Here is a 19,330-nt window from a genome sequence, read left to right as displayed (position 1 = left end):
TGTTTTGAGGTTGTGGATAGAACTGACGAAGTCAGTAACCATACCTACGGCAAGGAGACGTTGACGTGGTTTGAAGAGATTTTCGAAGAGTATAAAAGAAAGAAGCTGACAAAGGAGACGGGTATGGAACAAACATTTTTTATCATTAAACCAGATGGTGTAAAAAGAGGGCTGGTTGGTGAAGTGTTGAAACGCATCGAACAACGTGGCTTTACAATCGAAAAATTGGAGTTGCGTACAAAGGTTTCAGAAGAGTTGATTGACCAGCACTATCAGGACTTAGTTGACCAGAGTTTTTACCCACCGATTCGTGAATTTATGACTTCAGGCTCAGTTCTTGTGGGTGTCATTTCTGGTCCCAAAGTAATCGAAACTTGGCGGACCATGATGGGGGCGACTCGTCCAGAAGAAGCTTTACCAGGAACTATTCGAGGTGATTTTGCAAAAGCTGCTGGTGAAAATGAGGTTATTCAAAATGTTGTGCATGGTTCAGATTCAGAAGAGTCAGCTAAGCGAGAAATTGCTCTTTGGTTTGAAGAAAAATAGTAAAAGTTTGATGTAAGGGTTACTTGCATCAAATTTTTTTGCATTTTAGAGTAGAAAACTGACAGTTGAGAAATCTACTAATAATGGAAAGGGATTCTGGCATATAATAAGAGCAAGTAAGGGGGAAAATGATGGGAAAAATGAAAAAGCAAATCCGTATTTTGTTATTGCTGACTGTTTTTGGACTTTGTGCTTGTTCTTGTTTAAGTTTATCGACCTGGACCTTGATGTTAAATCAAAACTGTTTCTATTATTTAGTTGGCATGTTGCTTCTTGCCAGTATTGGGGTAGGATTAAACTACTATAAAGGGCAACAAAATCAATATTATTCAGTTTTTAGAGCAGATAAGAAACAACTCTTGTATACTCTGTTACTCTTAGTAAATATTTTAGGTTTAGCTTTAATTGTCATAGAACATCTCCTTGAAGGAAATGCATCTGTGGAAGAGTTTGTGGAAGTATTTCTACCGAGTTTCTTTTTCTTATTCGGTGTTGACTTGTTAGTCTTTCTGCCTATGCAGAAGTATGTACATGGATTGAAAAAGATTTTGGGTAAAAAGGGACTCTGTTTTATCAGTGGACTAGCTATTTTAATCGTTCTCAAAAATCCTTGGTCAATATTATCCATGACATTTTATATTGCCTTGGGAATGTTTTTCCTAGGATTGTTGGTGCCAAAAGTTATTCGCTGGGAAGTTTCGTTTTATAGCCATTTGATGAGAGATATATTATTAGTTGTCTTTTTACTGTTCCTATTTTAAAATCAGAACAAGATCTAGTTCAAGTCCTATAATTCATACTATGGAATTCACAGATAATATCTCGACAAAGAATAACTTTTTGGTATAATAAGAATATGTACACAAAAAATGAAGAAGAGCTGCAAGCCTTAGGGGAGCGTTTGGGTCATCTATTAGAAAAGAATGATGTTTTAATTCTAACTGGAGAACTGGGTGCAGGCAAAACGACCTTTACTAAAGGACTTGCAAAAGGATTACAGATTTCTCAGATGATTAAGAGTCCAACTTACACTATCGTAAGAGAGTATGAAGGTCGTCTTCCGCTTTACCACCTAGATGTTTATCGTATAGAGGGGGATGCTGATTCTATTGATTTAGATGAATTTCTCTTTGGTGGCGGGGTGACTGTCATCGAGTGGGGGAATCTTTTAGGTGATGCCTTGCCAGATACTTATTTAGAATTGGAAATTCTAAAAGAGGAAGATGGTCGCAGATTACATTTCCAAGCCAAGGGTTTGCGTGCAGAAAAACTCTTAGAGGAGCTTCAACATGGAGTATGAGTTGCTCATTAGAGAAGCAGAGCCTAAAGATGCAGCTGCCTTAGTATCATTTTTAAATCGTGTCAGTGTAGAAACAGACTTTACCAGTCTAGACAGGGATGGTATTTTGATGACAGATACTGAGATGGAGTTATTTTTGAGTAAACAGGCTCACTCAGAAAATCAAATCACTTTACTTGTCTTACTGAATGATGAAATTGCTGGCCTTGTAAATATCACAGCTGATCAACGTAAGAGAGTTCGTCATATTGGAGATCTCTTTATTGTGATTGGTAAGAAATATTGGAATAATGGGTTGGGAAGTTTCTTGCTTGAAGAAGTCGTAGAATGGGCGCAGGCTAGTGGCATTCTTCGTAGGCTTCAATTAACTGTTCAAACTCGTAATCAAGCTGCAGTTCATCTATATCAAAAGCATGGTTTTGTAATTGAAGGTAGACAAGAGCGCGGTGCGTACATAGAAGAAGGGGACTTTATCGATGTTTACCTGATGGGTAGACTGATAGATTAGTAGAAATATGGTTAAAAAAATTATTGGAATGGTGCTAGCTTTTCTAGCTGTGACAGTTTTGGGTGTGGGTATCTTTGCTTATACCATTTATCAGCAAGGCACACAAACTTTATCAAAAACATATAAAAAGATTGGGGAAGAAACCAAGGTTATCGAAGCAACTGAACCCATGACTATTCTGTTGATGGGAGTTGATACTGGGAATGTGGAACGTACGGATCAGTGGGCTGGAAACAGTGACAGTATGATTTTGCTGACTGTCAATCCTCACACAAAGAAAACCATGATGTTGAGTTTGGAACGTGATATTCTGACTAAAATTCAGCATAAAGATGGAGGTATTGAAGAAGCGAAGTTAAATGCTGCCTATGCTGGTGGTGGTGCAGAATTAGCTATTTCAACTATTCAAAAGATGATGAATATCCATATTGACCGCTATATTATGGTCAACATGCAAGGCTTGCAACAATTAGTTGATGCAGTAGGCGGCATTACCGTCAATAACACGCTAGGTTTCCCGATTTCTATCAGTGACCAAGAAGAATTCAACACCATTTCTATTGGCGTTGGAGAACAGAAAATAAATGGAGAGGAAGCGCTTGTTTATTCACGCATGCGGTATCAAGACCCAGAAGGAGACTATGGTCGTCAAAAGCGTCAGCGTGAAGTCATTCAAAAAGTTGTTGAAAAAGTTCTTAGTTTAAATAGTGTCAGTCACTATCAGTCTATCTTAAAAGCCCTAAGTACTAATATGCAGACTAATATCGATTTATCTGCGAAAAGTATTCCAAGCTTGTTGGGCTACAAAGATTCATTTAAAACCATTGAATCACAACAGTTGAAGGGTGAAGGAGAGATGTTGCAAGGTATTTCTTACCAGATTGTTTCTAGAGAGCATATGTTGGAAATGCAGAATATATTGCGACGTTCTTTGGGGCAAGAAGAAGTCGCTCAGCTTGAAACAAATGTTGTCTTATTTGAAGATTTGTTTGGGCGGGTACCTGTTAGTGACGAAGATAATTAACTTTCTTGATACAAATAAAAAATCAATCGTGGGAAATTTCCTGCGATTTTTTCAAAAAAATACGAATAGATAGGTAGGAGGAAACATGAAAGCAGAAATCATTGCTGTTGGAACAGAGATTTTGACAGGACAGATTGTCAATACTAATGCTCAATTTTTATCGGAAAAACTAGCAGAGATTGGGGTAGACGTATATTTTCAGACGGCTGTAGGAGACAATGAAGCTCGTCTCTTATCCCTGCTTGAGATTGCCAGTCAACGTAGCAGTCTGGTGATTTTAACAGGTGGTTTGGGGCCAACTGAGGATGATTTGACCAAACAAACTCTGGCTAAATTCTTAGGGAAAGAATTAGTCTTCAATCCTCAGGCTCAGGAGAAGTTGGATGTCTTTTTTGCCCAGCGACCAGACTATGCCCGAACACCGAATAACGAAAGACAAGCTCAACTTGTAGAAGGAGCGACTCCACTGCCCAACGAAACAGGACTGGCTGTGGGAGGAATGTTAGAAGTGGACGGAGTGACCTACGTTGTCCTTCCAGGTCCACCAAGTGAATTGAAACCCATGGTCTTAAACCAACTTCTACCCAAGTTGATGACAGGGAGCAAGCTGTATTCTCGAGTTCTTCGTTTCTTTGGAATTGGCGAGAGTCAGCTGGTTACGATTTTGGCTGATTTAATTGATAATCAGACCGATCCGACCTTGGCCCCTTATGCTAAGACAGGAGAAGTCACTCTGCGTCTGTCAACAAAAGCTAGCAGTCAAGAAGAAGTAAATCAAACGCTGGATATTTTGGAAAATCAAATCTTGGATCACCAAACTTTTGAAGGTCTTTCTTTGCGAGACCTCTGTTATGGTTATGGGGAAGAGTCCAGTTTAGCTAGCATTGTGGTAGAAGAACTGAAAAGGCAAGGGAAAACTATCACTGCAGCAGAGAGTTTGACGGCAGGACTCTTCCAAGCAACTGTGGCGGATTTTTCGGGTGCTTCAAGTATATTTAAGGGTGGTTTTGTAACCTATAGCTTGGAGGAAAAATCGAAGATGTTGGATATTCCTGCCAAGGATTTGGAAGAATATGGTGTAGTGTCTGAATTTACAGCCCAGAAGATGGCTGAGCAGGCACGAATCAAGACCCAGTCTGATTTTGGCCTTAGTTTGACTGGAGTGGCAGGACCAGATAGCCTAGAAGGACATCCAGCTGGGACAGTCTTCATAGGCTTGGCTCAAGAGCAAGGAACTGAGGTTATCAAGATTAATATTGGAGGCAGAAGTCGAGCAGATGTACGTCATATTGCGGTTATGCATGCCTTTAACCTAGTTCGCAAGACTTTATTAAGTGACTAACTTTTGATATAATAGTAGATAGGTCTGAGGACCATTAGAATGTAGGAGAATAGAATGGCGAAAAAACCAAAAAAATTAGATGAAATTTCAAAAAAATTCGGGGCTGAACGTGAAAAAGCCTTGAATGACGCTCTTAAATTGATTGAGAAAGACTTTGGTAAGGGTTCAATCATGCGTTTGGGTGAACGTGCGGAGCAAAAGGTGCAAGTGATGAGTTCAGGTTCCTTGGCTCTTGACATTGCCCTTGGTTCAGGTGGTTATCCTAAGGGACGTATCATTGAAATCTATGGGCCAGAGTCATCTGGTAAGACAACGGTTGCCCTTCATGCAGTTGCACAAGCGCAAAAAGAAGGTGGGATTGCAGCCTTTATCGATGCGGAACATGCCCTCGATCCAGCTTATGCTGCGGCTCTTGGTGTTAACATTGACGAATTGCTCTTGTCACAACCAGACTCAGGAGAGCAAGGTCTTGAGATTGCAGGAAAATTGATTGACTCAGGTGCTGTAGATCTTGTCGTAGTCGACTCAGTTGCTGCCCTTGTCCCTCGTGCGGAAATTGATGGAGATATCGGTGATAGCCACGTTGGTTTGCAGGCTCGTATGATGAGCCAGGCTATGCGTAAGCTCGGTGCTTCTATCAATAAAACCAAAACAATTGCCATCTTTATCAACCAATTGCGTGAAAAAGTTGGAGTGATGTTTGGAAATCCAGAAACAACTCCTGGTGGACGTGCTTTGAAATTCTATGCTTCAGTACGTTTGGATGTTCGTGGAAGCACACAAATCAAGGGAACTGGTGACCAAAAAGACACCAACGTAGGTAAAGAAACAAAAATTAAGGTCGTTAAAAACAAGGTGGCTCCACCATTTAAGGAAGCCTTCGTTGAAATCATGTACGGCGAAGGGATTTCTAAGACTGGTGAACTCTTGAAGATCGCAAGCGATTTGGATATCATCAAAAAAGCAGGAGCTTGGTATTCTTACAAGGATGAGAAAATCGGGCAGGGTTCTGAAAATGCTAAGAAATACTTGGCAGATCACCCAGAAGTCTTTGATGAAATCGACCATCAAGTCCGTGTTCAATTTGGTTTGATTGATGGAGAAGAAGCTTCTGAAAGCAAAAAAGATGAGGCAGTTCAAGCAGATTATGTGAATGAAGAAGTGACTCTTGACCTAGGCGACGAACTTGAAATCGAAATTGAAGAATAAGCTGTCAAAGTAGTGGAGAAATCCACTGCTTTTTCAGTTTGTTGTTCAAGTTTTCAGATTGCCTACAGTTTGCTGTTTCTTGTCGCTCCTCTAGAAAGCTGATATAATAGCTTTATGAATAAAAAACGAACAGTGGACCTGATACATGGTCCTATTCTTCCCTCGCTTGTGAGTTTTGCCTTCCCAATCTTGCTGTCTAATATTTTTCAACAGCTCTATAATACTGCTGATGTCTTGATTGTTGGGCGTTTTCTGGGTCAAGAATCCTTGGCTGCAGTAGGAGCGACGACAGCGATTTTTGACCTGATTATAGGCTTTACGCTTGGTGTTGGTAATGGAATGGGGATTGTCATTGCCCGCTATTATGGGGCTAGGAATTTCACCAAAATCAAGGAAGCGGTAGCAGCCACTTGGATTTTAGGTGCTCTTTTGAGTATTGTAGTGATGTTGCTGGGCTTTCTTGGTTTGTATCCTCTCTTGCAATACCTAGATACCCCTGCAGAAATCCTCCCTCAGTCCTATCAATATATATCTATGATTGTGACCTGTGTAGGTGTCAGCTTTGCCTATAATCTTTTTGCAGGTTTGTTGCGGTCCATTGGGGACAGTCTGGCTGCGCTTGGTTTTTTGATTTTTTCTGCCTTGGTTAATGTGCTTCTGGATCTCTATTTTATTACGCAATTGCATCTTGGAGTTCAATCGGCGGGACTTGCTACCATCATTTCGCAAGGCTTATCAGCGGTTCTTTGCTTTTACTATATCCGCAAGAGCGTTCCAGAACTGCTCCCGAAACTCAAGCATTTCAAATGGGATAAGGCCTTGTACGCGGATCTTTTGGAGCAAGGTTTGGCTATGGGCTTGATGAGTTCGATTGTGTCTATCGGTAGTGTGATTTTACAGTCTTCTGTCAATACTTTTGGTGCAGTGATTATTAGTGCTCAGACGGCAGCTCGCCGCATTATGGCTTTCGCCCTTCTTCCTATGACCGCTATTTCTGCATCAATGACGACCTTTGCTTCTCAGAATCTAGGAGCTAAGCGACCAGACCGCATTGTTCAAGGTCTTCGAATCGGCAGTCGTCTAAGTATGTCCTGGGCAATTTTTGTTTGTGTCTTCCTCTTTTTTGCCAGTCCAGCCTTGGTTTCCTTCTTGGCTAGTTCGACGGATAGCTACTTGGTAGAAAATGGCAGTCTGTACTTGCAAATCAGTTCAGCCTTTTATCCTATTTTGAGTCTCTTGTTGATTTATCGCAATTGTTTGCAGGGTTTGGGGCAAAAGATCCTTCCTCTGGTTTCTAGCTTTATCGAACTAATCGGGAAAATCGCTTTTGTGGTCATGATTATCCCTTGGGCAGGCTATAGAGGAGTTATTCTTTGCGAACCCCTAATCTGGGTTGCCATGACAGTTCAACTGTACTTCTCATTATTCCGTCACCCCTTGATAAAAGAAGGTAAGGTCATCTTGGCAACAAAAGTGTCATCATAGCTCGATTTGCTGAATAAAATCCATTTCTTCTAGTGAAAATCGAAAAAACTTGTGTTATAATAAGAAAGATTAAAATGTGAAAAAAGGAGATTCCTAATGGGACGTAAATGGGCCAATATCGTAGCCAAGAAAACGGCTAAAGATGGAGCTAACTCTAAAGTATATGCAAAATTTGGTGTAGAAATCTATGTAGCAGCTAAAAAAGGTGATCCAGATCCAGAATCAAACTCAGCCTTGAAATTCGTTATCGACCGTGCTAAACAAGCCCAAGTGCCAAAACACGTTATCGATAAGGCTTTGGACAAGGCTAAAGGAAACACAGACGAAACCTTTACAGAAGGACGTTACGAAGGTTTTGGACCAAATGGTTCTATGTTGATCGTGGATACTTTGACTTCAAACGTTAACCGTACAGCGGCTAATGTTCGTGCAGCTTTTGGTAAAAATGGTGGAAACATGGGTGCTTCAGGTTCGGTTTCATACCTCTTCGATAACAAGGGTGTTATTGTATTTGCAGGTGAAGATGCGGACGCAGTCTTTGAGCAATTGCTAGAAGCAGATGTGGATGTGGATGATGTAGAAGCAGAAGAAGGTACAATCACAGTTTACACAGCTCCAACTGACCTTCATAAGGCTATCGTTGCCCTTCGTGAGTCAGGTATTGAAGAATTCCAAGTGACTGAGTTGGAAATGATTCCTCAATCAGAAGTGGAATTGTCAGGCGATGACCTTGAAACCTTTGAAAAACTTTACAGCGTTCTTGAAGACGACGAAGACGTACAAAAAATCTACACAAACGTAGATGGGTTCTAATTTAATACTCAATGAAAATCAAAAAGCAAACTAGGAAGCTAGCCACAGACAGTACTTGAGTACGGCAAGGCGAAGCTGACGTGGTTTGAATTTGATTTTCGAAGAGTATAACCTAGAGAACATGATCCTAAGTGATGAGCTCACTTGGGATTTTTTGAATCAAGAAAATAGTTCTCATGAAAACTTTTTTCTTGACATCTTTTCTGAGAATGATAAAATAGTTCTCATGAAAACTTATTTAGTTCCCAGGAGAACTAAATGTGATAGTTAGAAAGGAGTTAGTATGGATAAACCGATGTTAGTCTTTAAGCGTTTTGGTCATCAGATTCACCTGATGGTGCAAAAGGAAGCCAAACGTTGTGGCATTGAATTTATGGGTGGGCCTCAAGGTCAGGTTGTACGTTTTTTGGATAATCGTGAGAAAAACCAAGACTTGGTCTTGATTAAGGATATCGAGCAGGAACTCAATATTACCAAGTCTGTTGCTAGTAATTTGGTCAAGCGTATGGTGCAAAATGGTTTGGTGGAATTGGAGGCGAGTCCTAGCGATAAGCGGGCTAAATTTGTTCGTCTGACGGACAAAGCACGTTCTCAGATGCAACAGGTTAAGGCCTTTTTTGAACGCATAGACAAGCAGTTGATGGAAGACATTGATGAAGATGAATTACTGATTTTTGAGAAAGTTCTCGGTCAACTACAGGAAAATATCAAGGGAATAGGAGGAGAGAATGAAGAAATTAGCCAAACGAATTAGTAGAAAAGAATGGGGGATGATTTTACTAGCCATTCTCTTTACTTGCTTTTCGGTCTATCTGGAGTTGGAAGTGCCGACCTATATCTCGAAAATTACGGATTTGCTAGGTAGTCAAGGAACTAATTTAGATGAGTTGTGGCAGCCAGCAAGCATGATGGTGGGAATGTCCTTTCTTGCCTTCTTGTCCGTAGTTGCAGTTGGATTTTTTGCATCCCGAGTGGCGACTTCTTATACTAGTAGGCTGAGAAGTGATATTTTTAACCGAGTTTTGGATTACTCACAGACAGAGATTAAGAAATTCTCTATTCCCAGTCTCCTAACTCGTACCACCAATGACATTACTCAAGTTCAGATGTTGATTACCATGGGCTTGCAAGTGGTAACACGTGGTCCAATTATGGCTATCTGGGCTATTGGGAAGATTTTAGGCCATTCAGAATACTGGCTCTGGGCCGTTCTTGTGGCAGTGATTGTCAACGTCCTGATGACGACTGTTTTAATGACGCTGGCCTTTCCAAAACAATCCTTGATTCAGGGGCTGACAGATAAACTAAACAGTATCACTCGTGAGAGTTTAACAGGTATTCGTGTCGTTCGTGCCTACAATGCTGAAGAATACCAAAATGAAAAATTTGCAGCAGTAAATGATGAATTGACACGCTTGAATTTGTTTGTCAACCGTCTTATGGCTATTTTGAACCCTATCATGATGGGGATTTCAAGTGGTTTGAGTGTGGCGATTTACTGGATTGGGGCCTATGTGATTAACGACGCTGCTCCGATAGCGCGTCTGTCTCTCTTTAGTGACATGATTGTTTTCATGTCTTATGCCATGCAGGTTGTCATGGGATTCCTTCTCATGGGAGCACTCTTCATTGTTCTTCCCCGAACTATGGTCTCTGCCAAGCGGATTAATCAGGTTTTAGATTTGCATTCTTCTATCCAAAATCCTGCTCAAGTGCAGCAGGCTGATGAAAACCTCAAAGGTCAGGTTGAATTTAAGGATGTGACCTTCCGCTATGCGACAAATTCGGAGGCGGTTATTGAGCATGTTAGCTTTAGAGCAGAAGCTGGTCAAACAGTGGCCTTTATTGGGTCAACAGGTTCTGGTAAATCAACTCTGGTCAATCTGATTCCACGTTTCTACGACGTATCAGCAGGAGAGATTCTGGTAGATGGTGTCAATGTTCAAGACTATGACTTGAAAGATTTGCGCAACAAGGTTGGTTATATTCCTCAGAAAGCGGTTCTCTTTTCAGGTGATGTTAAGGGCAATTTGGACTTTGGACAGAGTCAAGAAACACCACTTAGTGAACAAGCTATGTGGCAAGCCTTAGAATTGGCCCAGTCTAAGAACTTTATCGAAGATAAGGAAGCGGGCTTAGCGTCAGAAGTGGCCCAAGGAGGAACCAACTTCTCAGGTGGTCAAAGACAGCGTCTGGCAATTGCGCGTGCCTTAGCTCGGAAGCCAGAAATCCTCATCTTTGATGACTCCTTCTCAGCCTTGGACTACAAGACAGACCGTGTCCTACGCCAAGAGTTAGCAGAGAAAACCAAGTCTATGAGCAAACTTATCGTTGCACAGCGTATTTCAACGATTATGGATGCAGATTTGATTTTGGTCTTGGATCAAGGAAAAGTCGTGGGACAAGGCACCCACAAGGAACTTCTAGCAAACAACGAAGTTTACCAAGAAATTGCCTATTCACAACTATCGAAGGAGGAATTGGAACATGGAAAATAAGAAAATGTATCTCTGGAAACAGAGTAAACCCTATCTTGCAGGCCTCCAGTTTGCCCTTCTGATAGCCTTTCTAGCAACAATCGTATCCAATATCATTACTGTATATGGTCCAACCCGCATCAAGGAAATGACTAATATTATTGCCAGTGGTCTGGAAACAAGTGTGGATGTCGCGGCGGTTGCAGCTATTGGTGGTTTTTTGGCCGTGATTTATGTGATTGGACTTCTATCAAATTATTTACAGGCATTTTTGTTTACAACAGCCATTCAACGTTTTTCAGAGCGTTTGAGAAGAGCCATTGCGGAGAAAATTAATCGCCTACCTTTGGGATATTTTGATGGACATTCTCAAGGAGATACCTTGTCTCGTGTGACCAATGACGTTGACACGGTAGCTCAGTCCCTCAATCAAAGTCTGGGAACGGTTCTTTCATCTAGTTTACTGGTTTTAGCAGTCTTGGTAACCATGTTTGGGATGAACTGGATTTTAGCCTTGGTGACGGTTGTTTCAACCCTTATTGGTTTTGTTTTTGTATCCGTCTTTATGGGCAAATCACAGGGCTTTTTTAGGAGTCAGCAACAAGATTTGGCAGCTGTCAATGGTTATGTGGAGGAAATGTACTCTGGCCATAATGTGGTGACCAGTTACAATGCCATCGAGAGTACGAAAGAAGAGTTTGCGAAATTAAACAATCGTCTGTATGATAGTATCTGGAAATCTCAGTTTATTTCAGGGATTATGATGCCGATTATGATGCTTATTGGGAACTTTAGCTATGCCTTGGTGATTATCGTTGGTGCAGCCTTGGCCTTAAATGGGCACATCAGTATTGGGATTATCGTTGCCTTTATGGCCTACGTTCGTATCTTTTCTCAGCCTCTTTCACAAATTGCCCAAGGGATTACTAGTCTTCAGCAGGCTAGTGCAGCCATGGGACGTGTCTTCGAATTCCTAGCTGAAGAGGAAATGGAAGACGAATCCCATAAAGAAAGACAATTGAGCGATATGAAAGGTCAAGTAGTCTTTGATCGAGTATCCTTTGGTTATACACCAGAGCGAACCATTATTCATGACTTTTCTGCGGCGGCTCATGCAGGTCAAAAGGTTGCCATTGTCGGACCGACTGGGGCTGGTAAGACAACTATTGTCAATCTTTTGATGAAGTTCTATGAGATTGATAAGGGAAGTATCCGTATCGATGGTGTGGATACCAAAGAGATGAAGCGTTCGGAAGTACACGATGCCTTTTCAATGGTCTTGCAGGACACATGGCTCTTTGAAGGTACTATTCGCGACAATCTTATCTATAACCAAGAGGGTATTAGTGATGAGCGTGTGATTGAAGCTAGCAAGGCTGTAGGGATTCACCACTTTATTATGACCCTACCAGATGGTTATGATACCGTCTTGGATGATACAGTGACCTTGTCTGTCGGGCAAAAACAACTCTTGACTATCGCTCGTGCTTTGCTGAAAGATGCACCGCTCTTGATTTTAGATGAGGCGACCTCTTCTGTTGATACTCGGACGGAAGAATTAATCCAGAAAGCCATGGACCGTTTGATGGAGGGAAGGACTTCCTTTGTCATCGCCCACCGCTTGTCTACTATCCGAAATGCTGATCTGATTCTTGTTATGAAAGATGGGGATATCATCGAGAAAGGAAATCATGATGAGCTGATGGCGCAAGCTGGTTTCTACGCTGACCTCTACAACAGTCAGTTTACAGAAGACGAAGCAGAAGAATAAACCCAAAGAAGGCTTGACGACCTTCTTTTTCTGCACTATACTAGAAGATAAGTGCTTCCCTATAAGCAAAATTTGAATAAACGATGAGAAAATATATGAAGAATTATCAAGAATGGTATGGCCACGTTGCTGGTAACATTGAAAATAAGCCCTTTCTTCTGAGATTATTGAGAGCTTTCAATCGGTTCATGACGGTAGTTATGCCTATGATTTATCTAACCATGTTAGCAACTACCTATCTCCAACAAGGACTTGGAAAACAAGTCTTGATCTATGTGTTTATCCCTGCGTCAGGTTTTGTGATTTTGTCTCTTCTCCGTAAGAAAATCAATGCTCCTAGGCCTTATGAAGTTTGGGAAATTGTACCGCTACTTGATAGAGATAGCCCTGGTCAGTCTATGCCCAGTCGTCATGTCTTTTCAGCAACCATTATCTCCATGGCTTGCTTGCATGCTAGTCTAACTATGGGGATGATTTGTTTGATATTATCAGCCTTCCTAGGTCTAGTGAGAGTCTTGGGTGGCGTTCATTATCCCAAGGATGTAGTGGTTGGCTATATGTGTGCTCTTGTGTGGGGTGTGCTTTTCTTTCTATTTTGACCTGTAAGTTAAGACGGTCCTACAACCACTTACGAGTCTAAAGTAACCACTTGCTTTTTTGCTCTTGTTTTCTTATTTTTCCTTTGATATAGTAGAGTCAGAAAGGAGATGGAATGAAGTTACGAATCGAAATTGACAGCAATTTAGAGGAAACTGAAATTATCATCAAGGCAGCGGCTTGGACAGATGAAATTGCGGATTTGCAGCGGCTCTTGCAAGAGTCCAAGTCTCCTCGGTTGATTTTTTACAAGGGGACGGGTGAATATTATCTGGATTTGTCGGAAATTCTCTTCTTTGAAACAGAGGGGAACAAGATTTATGCCCATACCCAGAAAGATGCCTACGAAGTTCGGCTCAAACTCTATGAGTTAGAGTCGATCCTGCCTCGCTATTTTAGTCGAGTATCCAAGTCAACTATCGCAAATATCCGTCAGGTTTTCTCGGTGGACAAGTCCTTTTCAGGAACGGGCACCATTTCCTTTTATCAGACCCATAAGGAGGTTCATGTCTCACGACATTACCAATCCCTCCTAAAAGAAAATCTAAGAAACATGAGGTAAGAAGATGAAAAAGAAAGCATTTGGTATTGTGTTGCTCATTTTGGCGGCTTTAATATTATTACAAGGGAATTTTGGAATCCCTTCATTCGGTGGGCAAATTTGGCCCTTGCTTGGTATTGCATTTTTTGCCTATCAATCAGTTGGAGCTTTGTTGCGTCGTCACTTAACTTCAGCCTCTTTTACAGCCCTAGTGGCCTTAATGATTGCTAACCACTTTTATGGCATTTTACCAATTCCCAATCAGTCATTGTTCTGGGCAAGTATTTTAATCGTAATGGGTGTCAGCGCACTCACTCATTCTAATAGAACTTGGAACGGGAAAAAATGGTGGTATGATGGTAAAAAGACCATTCTGACAGATAAGGAAGTCGCTTTTGGGACTGGGACTTTCTACAAGCAAGACCAAGAATTGGTAGACGACCAAGTAGAAGTTGGTTTTGGCAATGCCAAGATATATTATGACAATGCAGAAATTTTAGGAGATAGCGCAACCCTGAAAGTGGAAGTTGGTTTTGGCAATGCAGTTATCTATGTTCCCCAACATTGGCGAGTTGATTTAAAGGTAGAAACTTTCTGTGGTGTAGCCAAGGCAGATACTCCTCTAGCCCTAACCAGTAAAACTTTGATTATCCGTGGAGATGTGGCTTTTGGGAAGTTGGGGATTGTCTACGTTAAATAAAAAAATCTTCCAATTCCCTTGCAAAAATGAAGAAAGTGTGATAACATAGTACGGTATGTGGTGCTAGCACATCCGCTATATTAGATCTAATAGGAGGAAAACACAATGGCTAAAGTATGTTACTTTACAGGTCGTAAGACTGTATCAGGAAACAACCGTTCACACGCGATGAACCAAACAAAACGTGCCGTAAAACCAAACCTTCAAAAAGTTACTGTTCTTATCGATGGTAAACCTAAAAAAGTTTGGGCTTCAGCTCGTGCTTTGAAATCAGGTAAAGTTGAACGCGTTTAATAATAAAAGTAAGGAGACCTTAGGGTCTTTTTTCTTTTATTGTGGGTATAAAATCATTTGAAAAACGGAGTAAATATCCGCTGATACAGTATTCTGCTTTTACACTTGGGCTGAAATATGATAAAATAGAGTATCAACTAGTTGAGGTAAAAAGGATGACTGTAAAAATTAATACAAAAGATGGTCAAATCGAACTAACAGATGAAGTGATTGCAACCGTCGTAGGTGGAGCAGCAACTGAGATTTTTGGTGTGGTCGGTATGGCTAGTAAAAATGCCCTCAAAGATAATTTCCAAGCCCTTCTAGGTAAGGAAAATTATTCCAAAGGTGTCGTCGTAAAGGCGGCCGAAGATGGCAGTATTGCAGTTGATGTATATACCGTGTTGAGCTACGGAACAAAGATTAGCGAAGTGTCAAAAAACATTCAAGAGCGTGTTCGATTTAGTTTGGAAAACCAACTTGGAATTACCGCTCAGACTGTAAATGTCTACATTCAAAATATCAAAGTTGTAGGAGAATAACCGTGTCAAAAATTACTACTAGCTTATTTCAAGAAATGGTGCAGGCTGCATCAACTCGCTTGAATAAGCAAGCTGAATATGTCAATTCATTAAACGTCTTCCCAGTTCCAGATGGAGATACTGGTACAAACATGGGAATGACCATTGAAAATGGTGCTAAGGAAGTTGCCGACAAGCCAGCTTCTACAGTTGGAGAAGTAGCGAGCATTCTTGCCAAAGGTCTTTTGATGGGTGCGCGTGGGAACTCAGGAGTTATTACGTCTCAGCTTTTCCGCGGATTTTCACAAGCCATCAAGGATAAAGACGAGTTAACAGGTCAAGATTTGGCTCTTGCCTTCCAATCAGGTGTGGAAGTTGCCTATAAGGCAGTGATGAAACCAGTTGAAGGAACGATTTTGACAGTTTCGCGTGGTGCTGCTATCGGTGCCAAGAAAAAAGCTGAGCAAACAGATGATGCTGTTGAAGTAATGCGTGCAGCTTTAGAAGGTGCTAAAACAGCTCTAGCTAAAACGCCAGACATGCTTCCAGTATTGAAGGAAGTTGGCGTTGTGGACTCAGGTGGTCAAGGACTGGTCTTCATCTACGAAGGTTTCCTTTCAGCCCTTACTGGCGAATATATTGCATCTGAGGACTTTGTAGCAACTCCTGCCAACATGAGTGAAATGATCAATGCAGAGCATCATAAGTCTGTAGCTGGTCATGTAGCGACTGAGGACATCACATTTGGTTACTGTACTGAAATCATGGTAGCCCTTAAGCAAGGTCCAACCTATGCCAAAGATTTTGACTATGACGAGTTCCGTAACTACTTGAATGAACTTGGAGATTCTCTCCTCGTTGTTAACGATGATGAAATTGTCAAAGTCCATGTCCATACAGAAGATCCAGGACTTGTTATGCAAGAAGGTCTCAAATATGGTAGCTTGGTCAAGGTAAAAGTTGACAATATGCGTAACCAACACGAAGCGCAGGTTGAAAAAGAAGCTGCCCAAGTTAGCAAGCCTGCTGAAGAAAAAGAGTATGCTTTGATTGCTGTAGTGGCTGGTAAAGGTCTAGCAGATATCTTCCGTTCTCAAGGTGTAGATTATGTTATCGAAGGCGGTCAAACCATGAACCCTTCAACAGAAGACTTTATCAAGGCTGTTGAACAGGTCAATGCCCGTAACATTATCTTCCTGCCAAACAACAAAAATATCTTCATGGCAGCTCAATCTGCAGCAGAAGTTTTGGAACAACCAGCAGTAGTGGTAGAAGCTCGTACTCTTCCTCAAGGTTTGACAAGTCTTCTTGCCTTTGATCCAAGCAAGTCTATCGAAGAAAACCAAGAGCGTATGACTGCTGCTCTTAGCGATGTCGTTAGTGGAAGCGTCACAACAGCTGTGCGTGATACAACCATTGATGGCTTAGAAATCCATGAAAACGATAATCTTGGTATGGTGGATGGGAAAATCCTCGTGTCAAACCCTGATATGCACCAAACCTTGACTGAAACATTGAAACATATGTTGGATGAAGATAGTGAAATTGTAACCTTCTATGTCGGTGAAGACGGAAGTGAAGAACTTGCCAATGAAATCGCCCAAGAAATCGCAGAAGAATTCGAAGATGTTGAAGTCGAAATCCACCAAGGCCAACAACCAGTTTACCCATACCTATTTAGTGTGGAATAAGATTAATGAAGGACTGAGAAATCAGTTCTTTTTTCTTTTTGAATAATGGAATCGCTATCTTTTAAATAAAAACAAAAATAACATTCATAAATAAACGTTAAAATAGAAAATTCAGAAAATTTATTCTTTTCTCTTGAAAAATTTTGAAAAAATGGTATGATAGTAACAAGTTATTTTTAAGACAAGAGAAAGGGGAACAATGGAGAAAATCAGTTTAGAATCTCCTAAGACGGGGTCGGACCTAGTTTTGGAAACACTTCGTGATTTAGGAATTGATACCATCTTTGGTTATCCTGGTGGTGCTGTCTTGCCTTTTTATGATGCGATATATAATTTTAAAGGCATTCGCCACATTCTAGGACGCCATGAGCAAGGTTGTTTGCATGAAGCTGAAGGTTATGCCAAATCAACTGGAAAGTTGGGTGTTGCCGTCGTCACTAGTGGACCGGGAGCAACAAATGCCATTACAGGGATTGCAGATGCCATGAGCGATAGCGTTCCCCTTTTGGTCTTTACAGGTCAGGTGGCGCGAGCAGGGATTGGGAAGGATGCCTTTCAGGAGGCAGATATTGTGGGGATTACCATGCCAATCACTAAGTACAATTACCAAGTTCGTGAGACAGCTGATATTCCGCGTATCATTACGGAAGCTGTCCATATCGCGACTACAGGTCGACCAGGGCCAGTCGTCATTGACCTACCTAAAGACGTATCTGCTTTGGAAACAGACTTCATCTATTCACCAGAAGTCAATCTACCAAGCTATCAGCCAACTCTTGAGCCAAATGATATGCAAATCAAGAAAATCTTGAAGCAATTATCCAAGGCTAAAAAGCCAGTCTTGCTTGCTGGTGGTGGAATTAGTTATGCTGAAGCTGCTGCAGAATTAAATGAATTTGCAGAGCGTTATCAAGTTCCAGTGGTAACCAGCCTTTTGGGGCAAGGAACGATTGCAACGAGTCATCCACTCTTCCTTGGAATGGGAGGCATGCACGGGTCATTCGCGGCTAATATTGCCATGACAGAAGCTGATTTTATGATTAGTATTGGTTGCCGTTTCGATGACCGCTTGACGGGGAATCCTAAGACTTTCGCTAAGAATGCTAAAGTTGCACACATTGATATTGATCCAGCTGAGATTGGCAAGATTATCAGTGCGGATATTCCTGTAGTTGGAGATGCTAAGAAAGCCTTGCAAATGTTACTAGCAGAACCGACAGTTCATAACAATACTGAAAAATGGATTGAAAAAGTTACTAAAGATAAGAACCGCGTTCGTTCTTATGATAAGAAAGAGCGTGTGGTTCAGCCGCAAGCTGTTATTGAACGAATTGGTGAATTGACGAATGGAGATGCCATTGTGGTAACAGACGTTGGTCAACACCAAATGTGGACAGCCCAGTATTATCCCTACCAAAATGAACGTCAGTTAGTGACTTCAGGTGGTTTGGGAACGATGGGATTTGGAATTCCAGCAGCAATCGGGGCTAAAATTGCTAACCCAGATAAGGAAGTTGTCTTGTTTGTTGGGGATGGTGGTTTCCAAATGACTAACCAGGAATTGGCTATTTTGAACATTTACAAGGTGCCAATCAAGGTGGTTATGTTGAACAACCACTCACTTGGAATGGTTCGTCAATGGCAGGAATCCTTCTATGAAGGTAGAACATCAGAGTCAGTCTTCGATACCCTTCCAGATTTCCAATTGATGGCACAAGCTTACGGTATTAAAAACTATAAGTTTGACAATCCTGAGACCTTGGCTCAAGACCTTGAAGTCATCACTGAGGATGTTCCTATGCTAATCGAGGTAGATATTTCTCGTAAGGAACAGGTGTTACCAATGGTACCAGCTGGTAAGAGTAATCATGAGATGTTGGGGGTGAAGTTCCATGCGTAGAATGTTAACAGCAAAACTACAAAATCGATCAGGAGTCCTCAATCGCTTTACAGGTGTCCTATCTCGTCGTCAGGTTAATATCGAAAGCATCTCTGTTGGAGCGACAGAAGATCCGAATGTATCGCGTATCACCATTATTATTGATGTAGCTTCACATGATGAAGTGGAGCAAATCATTAAGCAACTCAATCGTCAGATTGATGTGATTCGCATTCGAGATATTACAGACAAGCCTCATTTGGAGCGCGAGGTGATTTTGGTTAAGATGTCAGCGCCAGCTGAGAAGCGAGCTGAGATTTTAGCGATTATTCAACCTTTCCGTGCAACAGTTGTAGACGTAGCACCAAGCTCGATTACCATTCAGATGACAGGAAATGCTGAAAAGAGTGAAGCTCTATTGAGAGTTATTCGACCATACGGTATTCGTAATATCGCTCGTACGGGTGCCACTGGATTTACCCGCGATTAATACTCTTTGAAAATCTCTTCAAATCACGTCAGCTTTGCCTTGCCGTACTCAAGTACAGCCTGCGCCTAGCTTCCTAATTTGCTCTTTGATTTTCATTGAGTAAAAAATAACTTAAATTTGTTAAACCAGCCTAAAAGGCAATAAATAATAGAAAAGAGAGAAA

Annotated in this window: 20 protein-coding genes; all 20 read left to right on the top strand. The window is 41.3% G+C overall.

Annotation, left to right across the window (positions count from 1 at the left end; translation table 11 throughout):
• Positions 1-123: 123 nt before the first annotated feature.
• Complete coding sequence (gene ndk / locus RWO85_RS08010) at positions 124-546, top strand: nucleoside-diphosphate kinase (protein ID WP_314415192.1); 423 nt, start codon at positions 124-126, stop codon at positions 544-546.
• A 131-nt stretch (positions 547-677) separates the two neighbouring features.
• Complete coding sequence (locus RWO85_RS08005) at positions 678-1,307, top strand: competence protein (RefSeq protein ID WP_314415190.1); 630 nt, start codon at positions 678-680, stop codon at positions 1,305-1,307.
• Positions 1,308-1,402: 95 nt separating this feature from the next.
• Positions 1,403-1,846: a tRNA (adenosine(37)-N6)-threonylcarbamoyltransferase complex ATPase subunit type 1 TsaE gene (tsaE, locus tag RWO85_RS08000; protein ID WP_000288239.1), complete on the top strand. Its 444-nt coding sequence runs from the start codon at positions 1,403-1,405 to the stop codon at positions 1,844-1,846.
• A complete protein-coding gene (locus tag RWO85_RS07995) occupies positions 1,836-2,354 on the top strand; it encodes a GNAT family N-acetyltransferase (protein ID WP_314415189.1) in 519 nt (172 codons plus the stop codon). Before tsaE ends, RWO85_RS07995 begins: the two co-directional genes overlap by 11 nt.
• Positions 2,355-2,361: 7 nt before the next feature.
• On the top strand, positions 2,362-3,378 hold the full coding sequence (brpA, locus tag RWO85_RS07990) for a biofilm formation/cell division transcriptional regulator BrpA (RefSeq protein ID WP_314415187.1): 1,017 nt from the start codon (positions 2,362-2,364) through the stop codon (positions 3,376-3,378).
• Positions 3,379-3,463: 85 nt separating this feature from the next.
• Positions 3,464-4,720 (top strand): competence/damage-inducible protein A, encoded by a 1,257-nt coding sequence (locus tag RWO85_RS07985; RefSeq protein WP_314415186.1) that lies wholly within the window; start codon positions 3,464-3,466, stop codon positions 4,718-4,720.
• Positions 4,721-4,774: 54 nt separating this feature from the next.
• Positions 4,775-5,929 (top strand): recombinase RecA, encoded by a 1,155-nt coding sequence (gene recA, locus RWO85_RS07980; protein ID WP_314415185.1) that lies wholly within the window; start codon positions 4,775-4,777, stop codon positions 5,927-5,929.
• Positions 5,930-6,043: 114 nt separating this feature from the next.
• The gene (locus RWO85_RS07975; protein ID WP_314415183.1) at positions 6,044-7,414 is read left to right on the top strand and encodes an MATE family efflux transporter; all 1,371 of its coding nucleotides are present in this window, start codon (positions 6,044-6,046) and stop codon (positions 7,412-7,414) included.
• A gap of 96 nt (positions 7,415-7,510) precedes the next feature.
• Positions 7,511-8,227: a YebC/PmpR family DNA-binding transcriptional regulator gene (locus RWO85_RS07970; protein ID WP_000532882.1), complete on the top strand. Its 717-nt coding sequence runs from the start codon at positions 7,511-7,513 to the stop codon at positions 8,225-8,227.
• 283 nt (positions 8,228-8,510) lie between these two features.
• Positions 8,511-8,981, top strand: coding sequence for a MarR family winged helix-turn-helix transcriptional regulator (locus RWO85_RS07965; protein ID WP_261010199.1), 471 nt, complete (start codon positions 8,511-8,513; stop codon positions 8,979-8,981).
• Positions 8,956-10,725 (top strand): ABC transporter ATP-binding protein, encoded by a 1,770-nt coding sequence (locus RWO85_RS07960; protein ID WP_314415181.1) that lies wholly within the window; start codon positions 8,956-8,958, stop codon positions 10,723-10,725. Before RWO85_RS07965 ends, RWO85_RS07960 begins: the two co-directional genes overlap by 26 nt.
• Positions 10,715-12,475 (top strand): ABC transporter ATP-binding protein, encoded by a 1,761-nt coding sequence (locus tag RWO85_RS07955; RefSeq protein ID WP_314415179.1) that lies wholly within the window; start codon positions 10,715-10,717, stop codon positions 12,473-12,475. The genes RWO85_RS07960 and RWO85_RS07955 overlap by 11 nt, the downstream gene beginning before the upstream one ends.
• Positions 12,476-12,570: 95 nt before the next feature.
• Positions 12,571-13,074, top strand: coding sequence for a phosphatase PAP2 family protein (locus RWO85_RS07950; RefSeq protein ID WP_314415177.1), 504 nt, complete (start codon positions 12,571-12,573; stop codon positions 13,072-13,074).
• A 113-nt stretch (positions 13,075-13,187) separates the two neighbouring features.
• Positions 13,188-13,634, top strand: a complete 447-nt coding sequence (locus tag RWO85_RS07945) for a LytTR family DNA-binding domain-containing protein (RefSeq protein ID WP_314415175.1) — start codon at positions 13,188-13,190, stop codon at positions 13,632-13,634.
• A gap of 4 nt (positions 13,635-13,638) precedes the next feature.
• The gene (locus RWO85_RS07940) at positions 13,639-14,313 is read left to right on the top strand and encodes a LiaF transmembrane domain-containing protein (protein ID WP_314415174.1); all 675 of its coding nucleotides are present in this window, start codon (positions 13,639-13,641) and stop codon (positions 14,311-14,313) included.
• Between the two features lie 105 nt (positions 14,314-14,418).
• The gene (gene rpmB / locus RWO85_RS07935; RefSeq protein ID WP_001140948.1) at positions 14,419-14,607 is read left to right on the top strand and encodes a 50S ribosomal protein L28; all 189 of its coding nucleotides are present in this window, start codon (positions 14,419-14,421) and stop codon (positions 14,605-14,607) included.
• A gap of 155 nt (positions 14,608-14,762) precedes the next feature.
• Entirely contained in the window at positions 14,763-15,128 is a 366-nt protein-coding gene (locus RWO85_RS07930) for an Asp23/Gls24 family envelope stress response protein (protein ID WP_000216437.1), read from the top strand.
• Positions 15,129-15,130: 2 nt separating this feature from the next.
• Positions 15,131-16,798, top strand: coding sequence for a DAK2 domain-containing protein (locus RWO85_RS07925; RefSeq protein WP_000036655.1), 1,668 nt, complete (start codon positions 15,131-15,133; stop codon positions 16,796-16,798).
• Positions 16,799-16,997: 199 nt separating this feature from the next.
• On the top strand, positions 16,998-18,698 hold the full coding sequence (locus RWO85_RS07920) for an acetolactate synthase large subunit (protein ID WP_314415172.1): 1,701 nt from the start codon (positions 16,998-17,000) through the stop codon (positions 18,696-18,698).
• On the top strand, positions 18,691-19,167 hold the full coding sequence (gene ilvN / locus RWO85_RS07915) for an acetolactate synthase small subunit (protein ID WP_001253803.1): 477 nt from the start codon (positions 18,691-18,693) through the stop codon (positions 19,165-19,167). The genes RWO85_RS07920 and ilvN overlap by 8 nt, the downstream gene beginning before the upstream one ends.
• The last annotated feature ends 163 nt before the right edge of the window (positions 19,168-19,330 follow it).

The sequence above is a fragment of the uncultured Streptococcus sp. genome, assembly GCF_963521865.1.
Classification (GTDB): domain Bacteria; phylum Bacillota; class Bacilli; order Lactobacillales; family Streptococcaceae; genus Streptococcus.
The sequence above is the reverse complement of the archived record's forward strand: the minus strand, read 5'-3'. Positions and strand labels throughout refer to the sequence as shown.

What these genes read in the sequence shown, in the direction of transcription:
- RWO85_RS08005 (WP_314415190.1), top strand. Translation starts at nt 678, where the DNA reads ATGGGAAAAATGAAAAAGCAAATCCGTATTTTGTTATTGCTGACTGTT.
- tsaE (WP_000288239.1), top strand. Translation starts at nt 1,403, where the DNA reads ATGTACACAAAAAATGAAGAAGAGCTGCAAGCCTTAGGGGAGCGTTTG.
- RWO85_RS07955 (WP_314415179.1), top strand. Translation starts at nt 10,715, where the DNA reads ATGGAAAATAAGAAAATGTATCTCTGGAAACAGAGTAAACCCTATCTT.
- rpmB (WP_001140948.1), top strand. Translation starts at nt 14,419, where the DNA reads ATGGCTAAAGTATGTTACTTTACAGGTCGTAAGACTGTATCAGGAAAC.
- recA (WP_314415185.1), top strand. Translation starts at nt 4,775, where the DNA reads ATGGCGAAAAAACCAAAAAAATTAGATGAAATTTCAAAAAAATTCGGG.
- RWO85_RS07995 (WP_314415189.1), top strand. Translation starts at nt 1,836, where the DNA reads ATGGAGTATGAGTTGCTCATTAGAGAAGCAGAGCCTAAAGATGCAGCT.
- ndk (WP_314415192.1), top strand. Translation starts at nt 124, where the DNA reads ATGGAACAAACATTTTTTATCATTAAACCAGATGGTGTAAAAAGAGGG.
- RWO85_RS07965 (WP_261010199.1), top strand. Translation starts at nt 8,511, where the DNA reads ATGGATAAACCGATGTTAGTCTTTAAGCGTTTTGGTCATCAGATTCAC.
- RWO85_RS07940 (WP_314415174.1), top strand. Translation starts at nt 13,639, where the DNA reads ATGAAAAAGAAAGCATTTGGTATTGTGTTGCTCATTTTGGCGGCTTTA.
- RWO85_RS07975 (WP_314415183.1), top strand. Translation starts at nt 6,044, where the DNA reads ATGAATAAAAAACGAACAGTGGACCTGATACATGGTCCTATTCTTCCC.
- brpA (WP_314415187.1), top strand. Translation starts at nt 2,362, where the DNA reads ATGGTTAAAAAAATTATTGGAATGGTGCTAGCTTTTCTAGCTGTGACA.
- ilvN (WP_001253803.1), top strand. Translation starts at nt 18,691, where the DNA reads ATGCGTAGAATGTTAACAGCAAAACTACAAAATCGATCAGGAGTCCTC.
- RWO85_RS07985 (WP_314415186.1), top strand. Translation starts at nt 3,464, where the DNA reads ATGAAAGCAGAAATCATTGCTGTTGGAACAGAGATTTTGACAGGACAG.
- RWO85_RS07950 (WP_314415177.1), top strand. Translation starts at nt 12,571, where the DNA reads ATGAAGAATTATCAAGAATGGTATGGCCACGTTGCTGGTAACATTGAA.
- RWO85_RS07945 (WP_314415175.1), top strand. Translation starts at nt 13,188, where the DNA reads ATGAAGTTACGAATCGAAATTGACAGCAATTTAGAGGAAACTGAAATT.
- RWO85_RS07970 (WP_000532882.1), top strand. Translation starts at nt 7,511, where the DNA reads ATGGGACGTAAATGGGCCAATATCGTAGCCAAGAAAACGGCTAAAGAT.
- RWO85_RS07960 (WP_314415181.1), top strand. Translation starts at nt 8,956, where the DNA reads ATGAAGAAATTAGCCAAACGAATTAGTAGAAAAGAATGGGGGATGATT.
- RWO85_RS07920 (WP_314415172.1), top strand. Translation starts at nt 16,998, where the DNA reads ATGGAGAAAATCAGTTTAGAATCTCCTAAGACGGGGTCGGACCTAGTT.
- RWO85_RS07930 (WP_000216437.1), top strand. Translation starts at nt 14,763, where the DNA reads ATGACTGTAAAAATTAATACAAAAGATGGTCAAATCGAACTAACAGAT.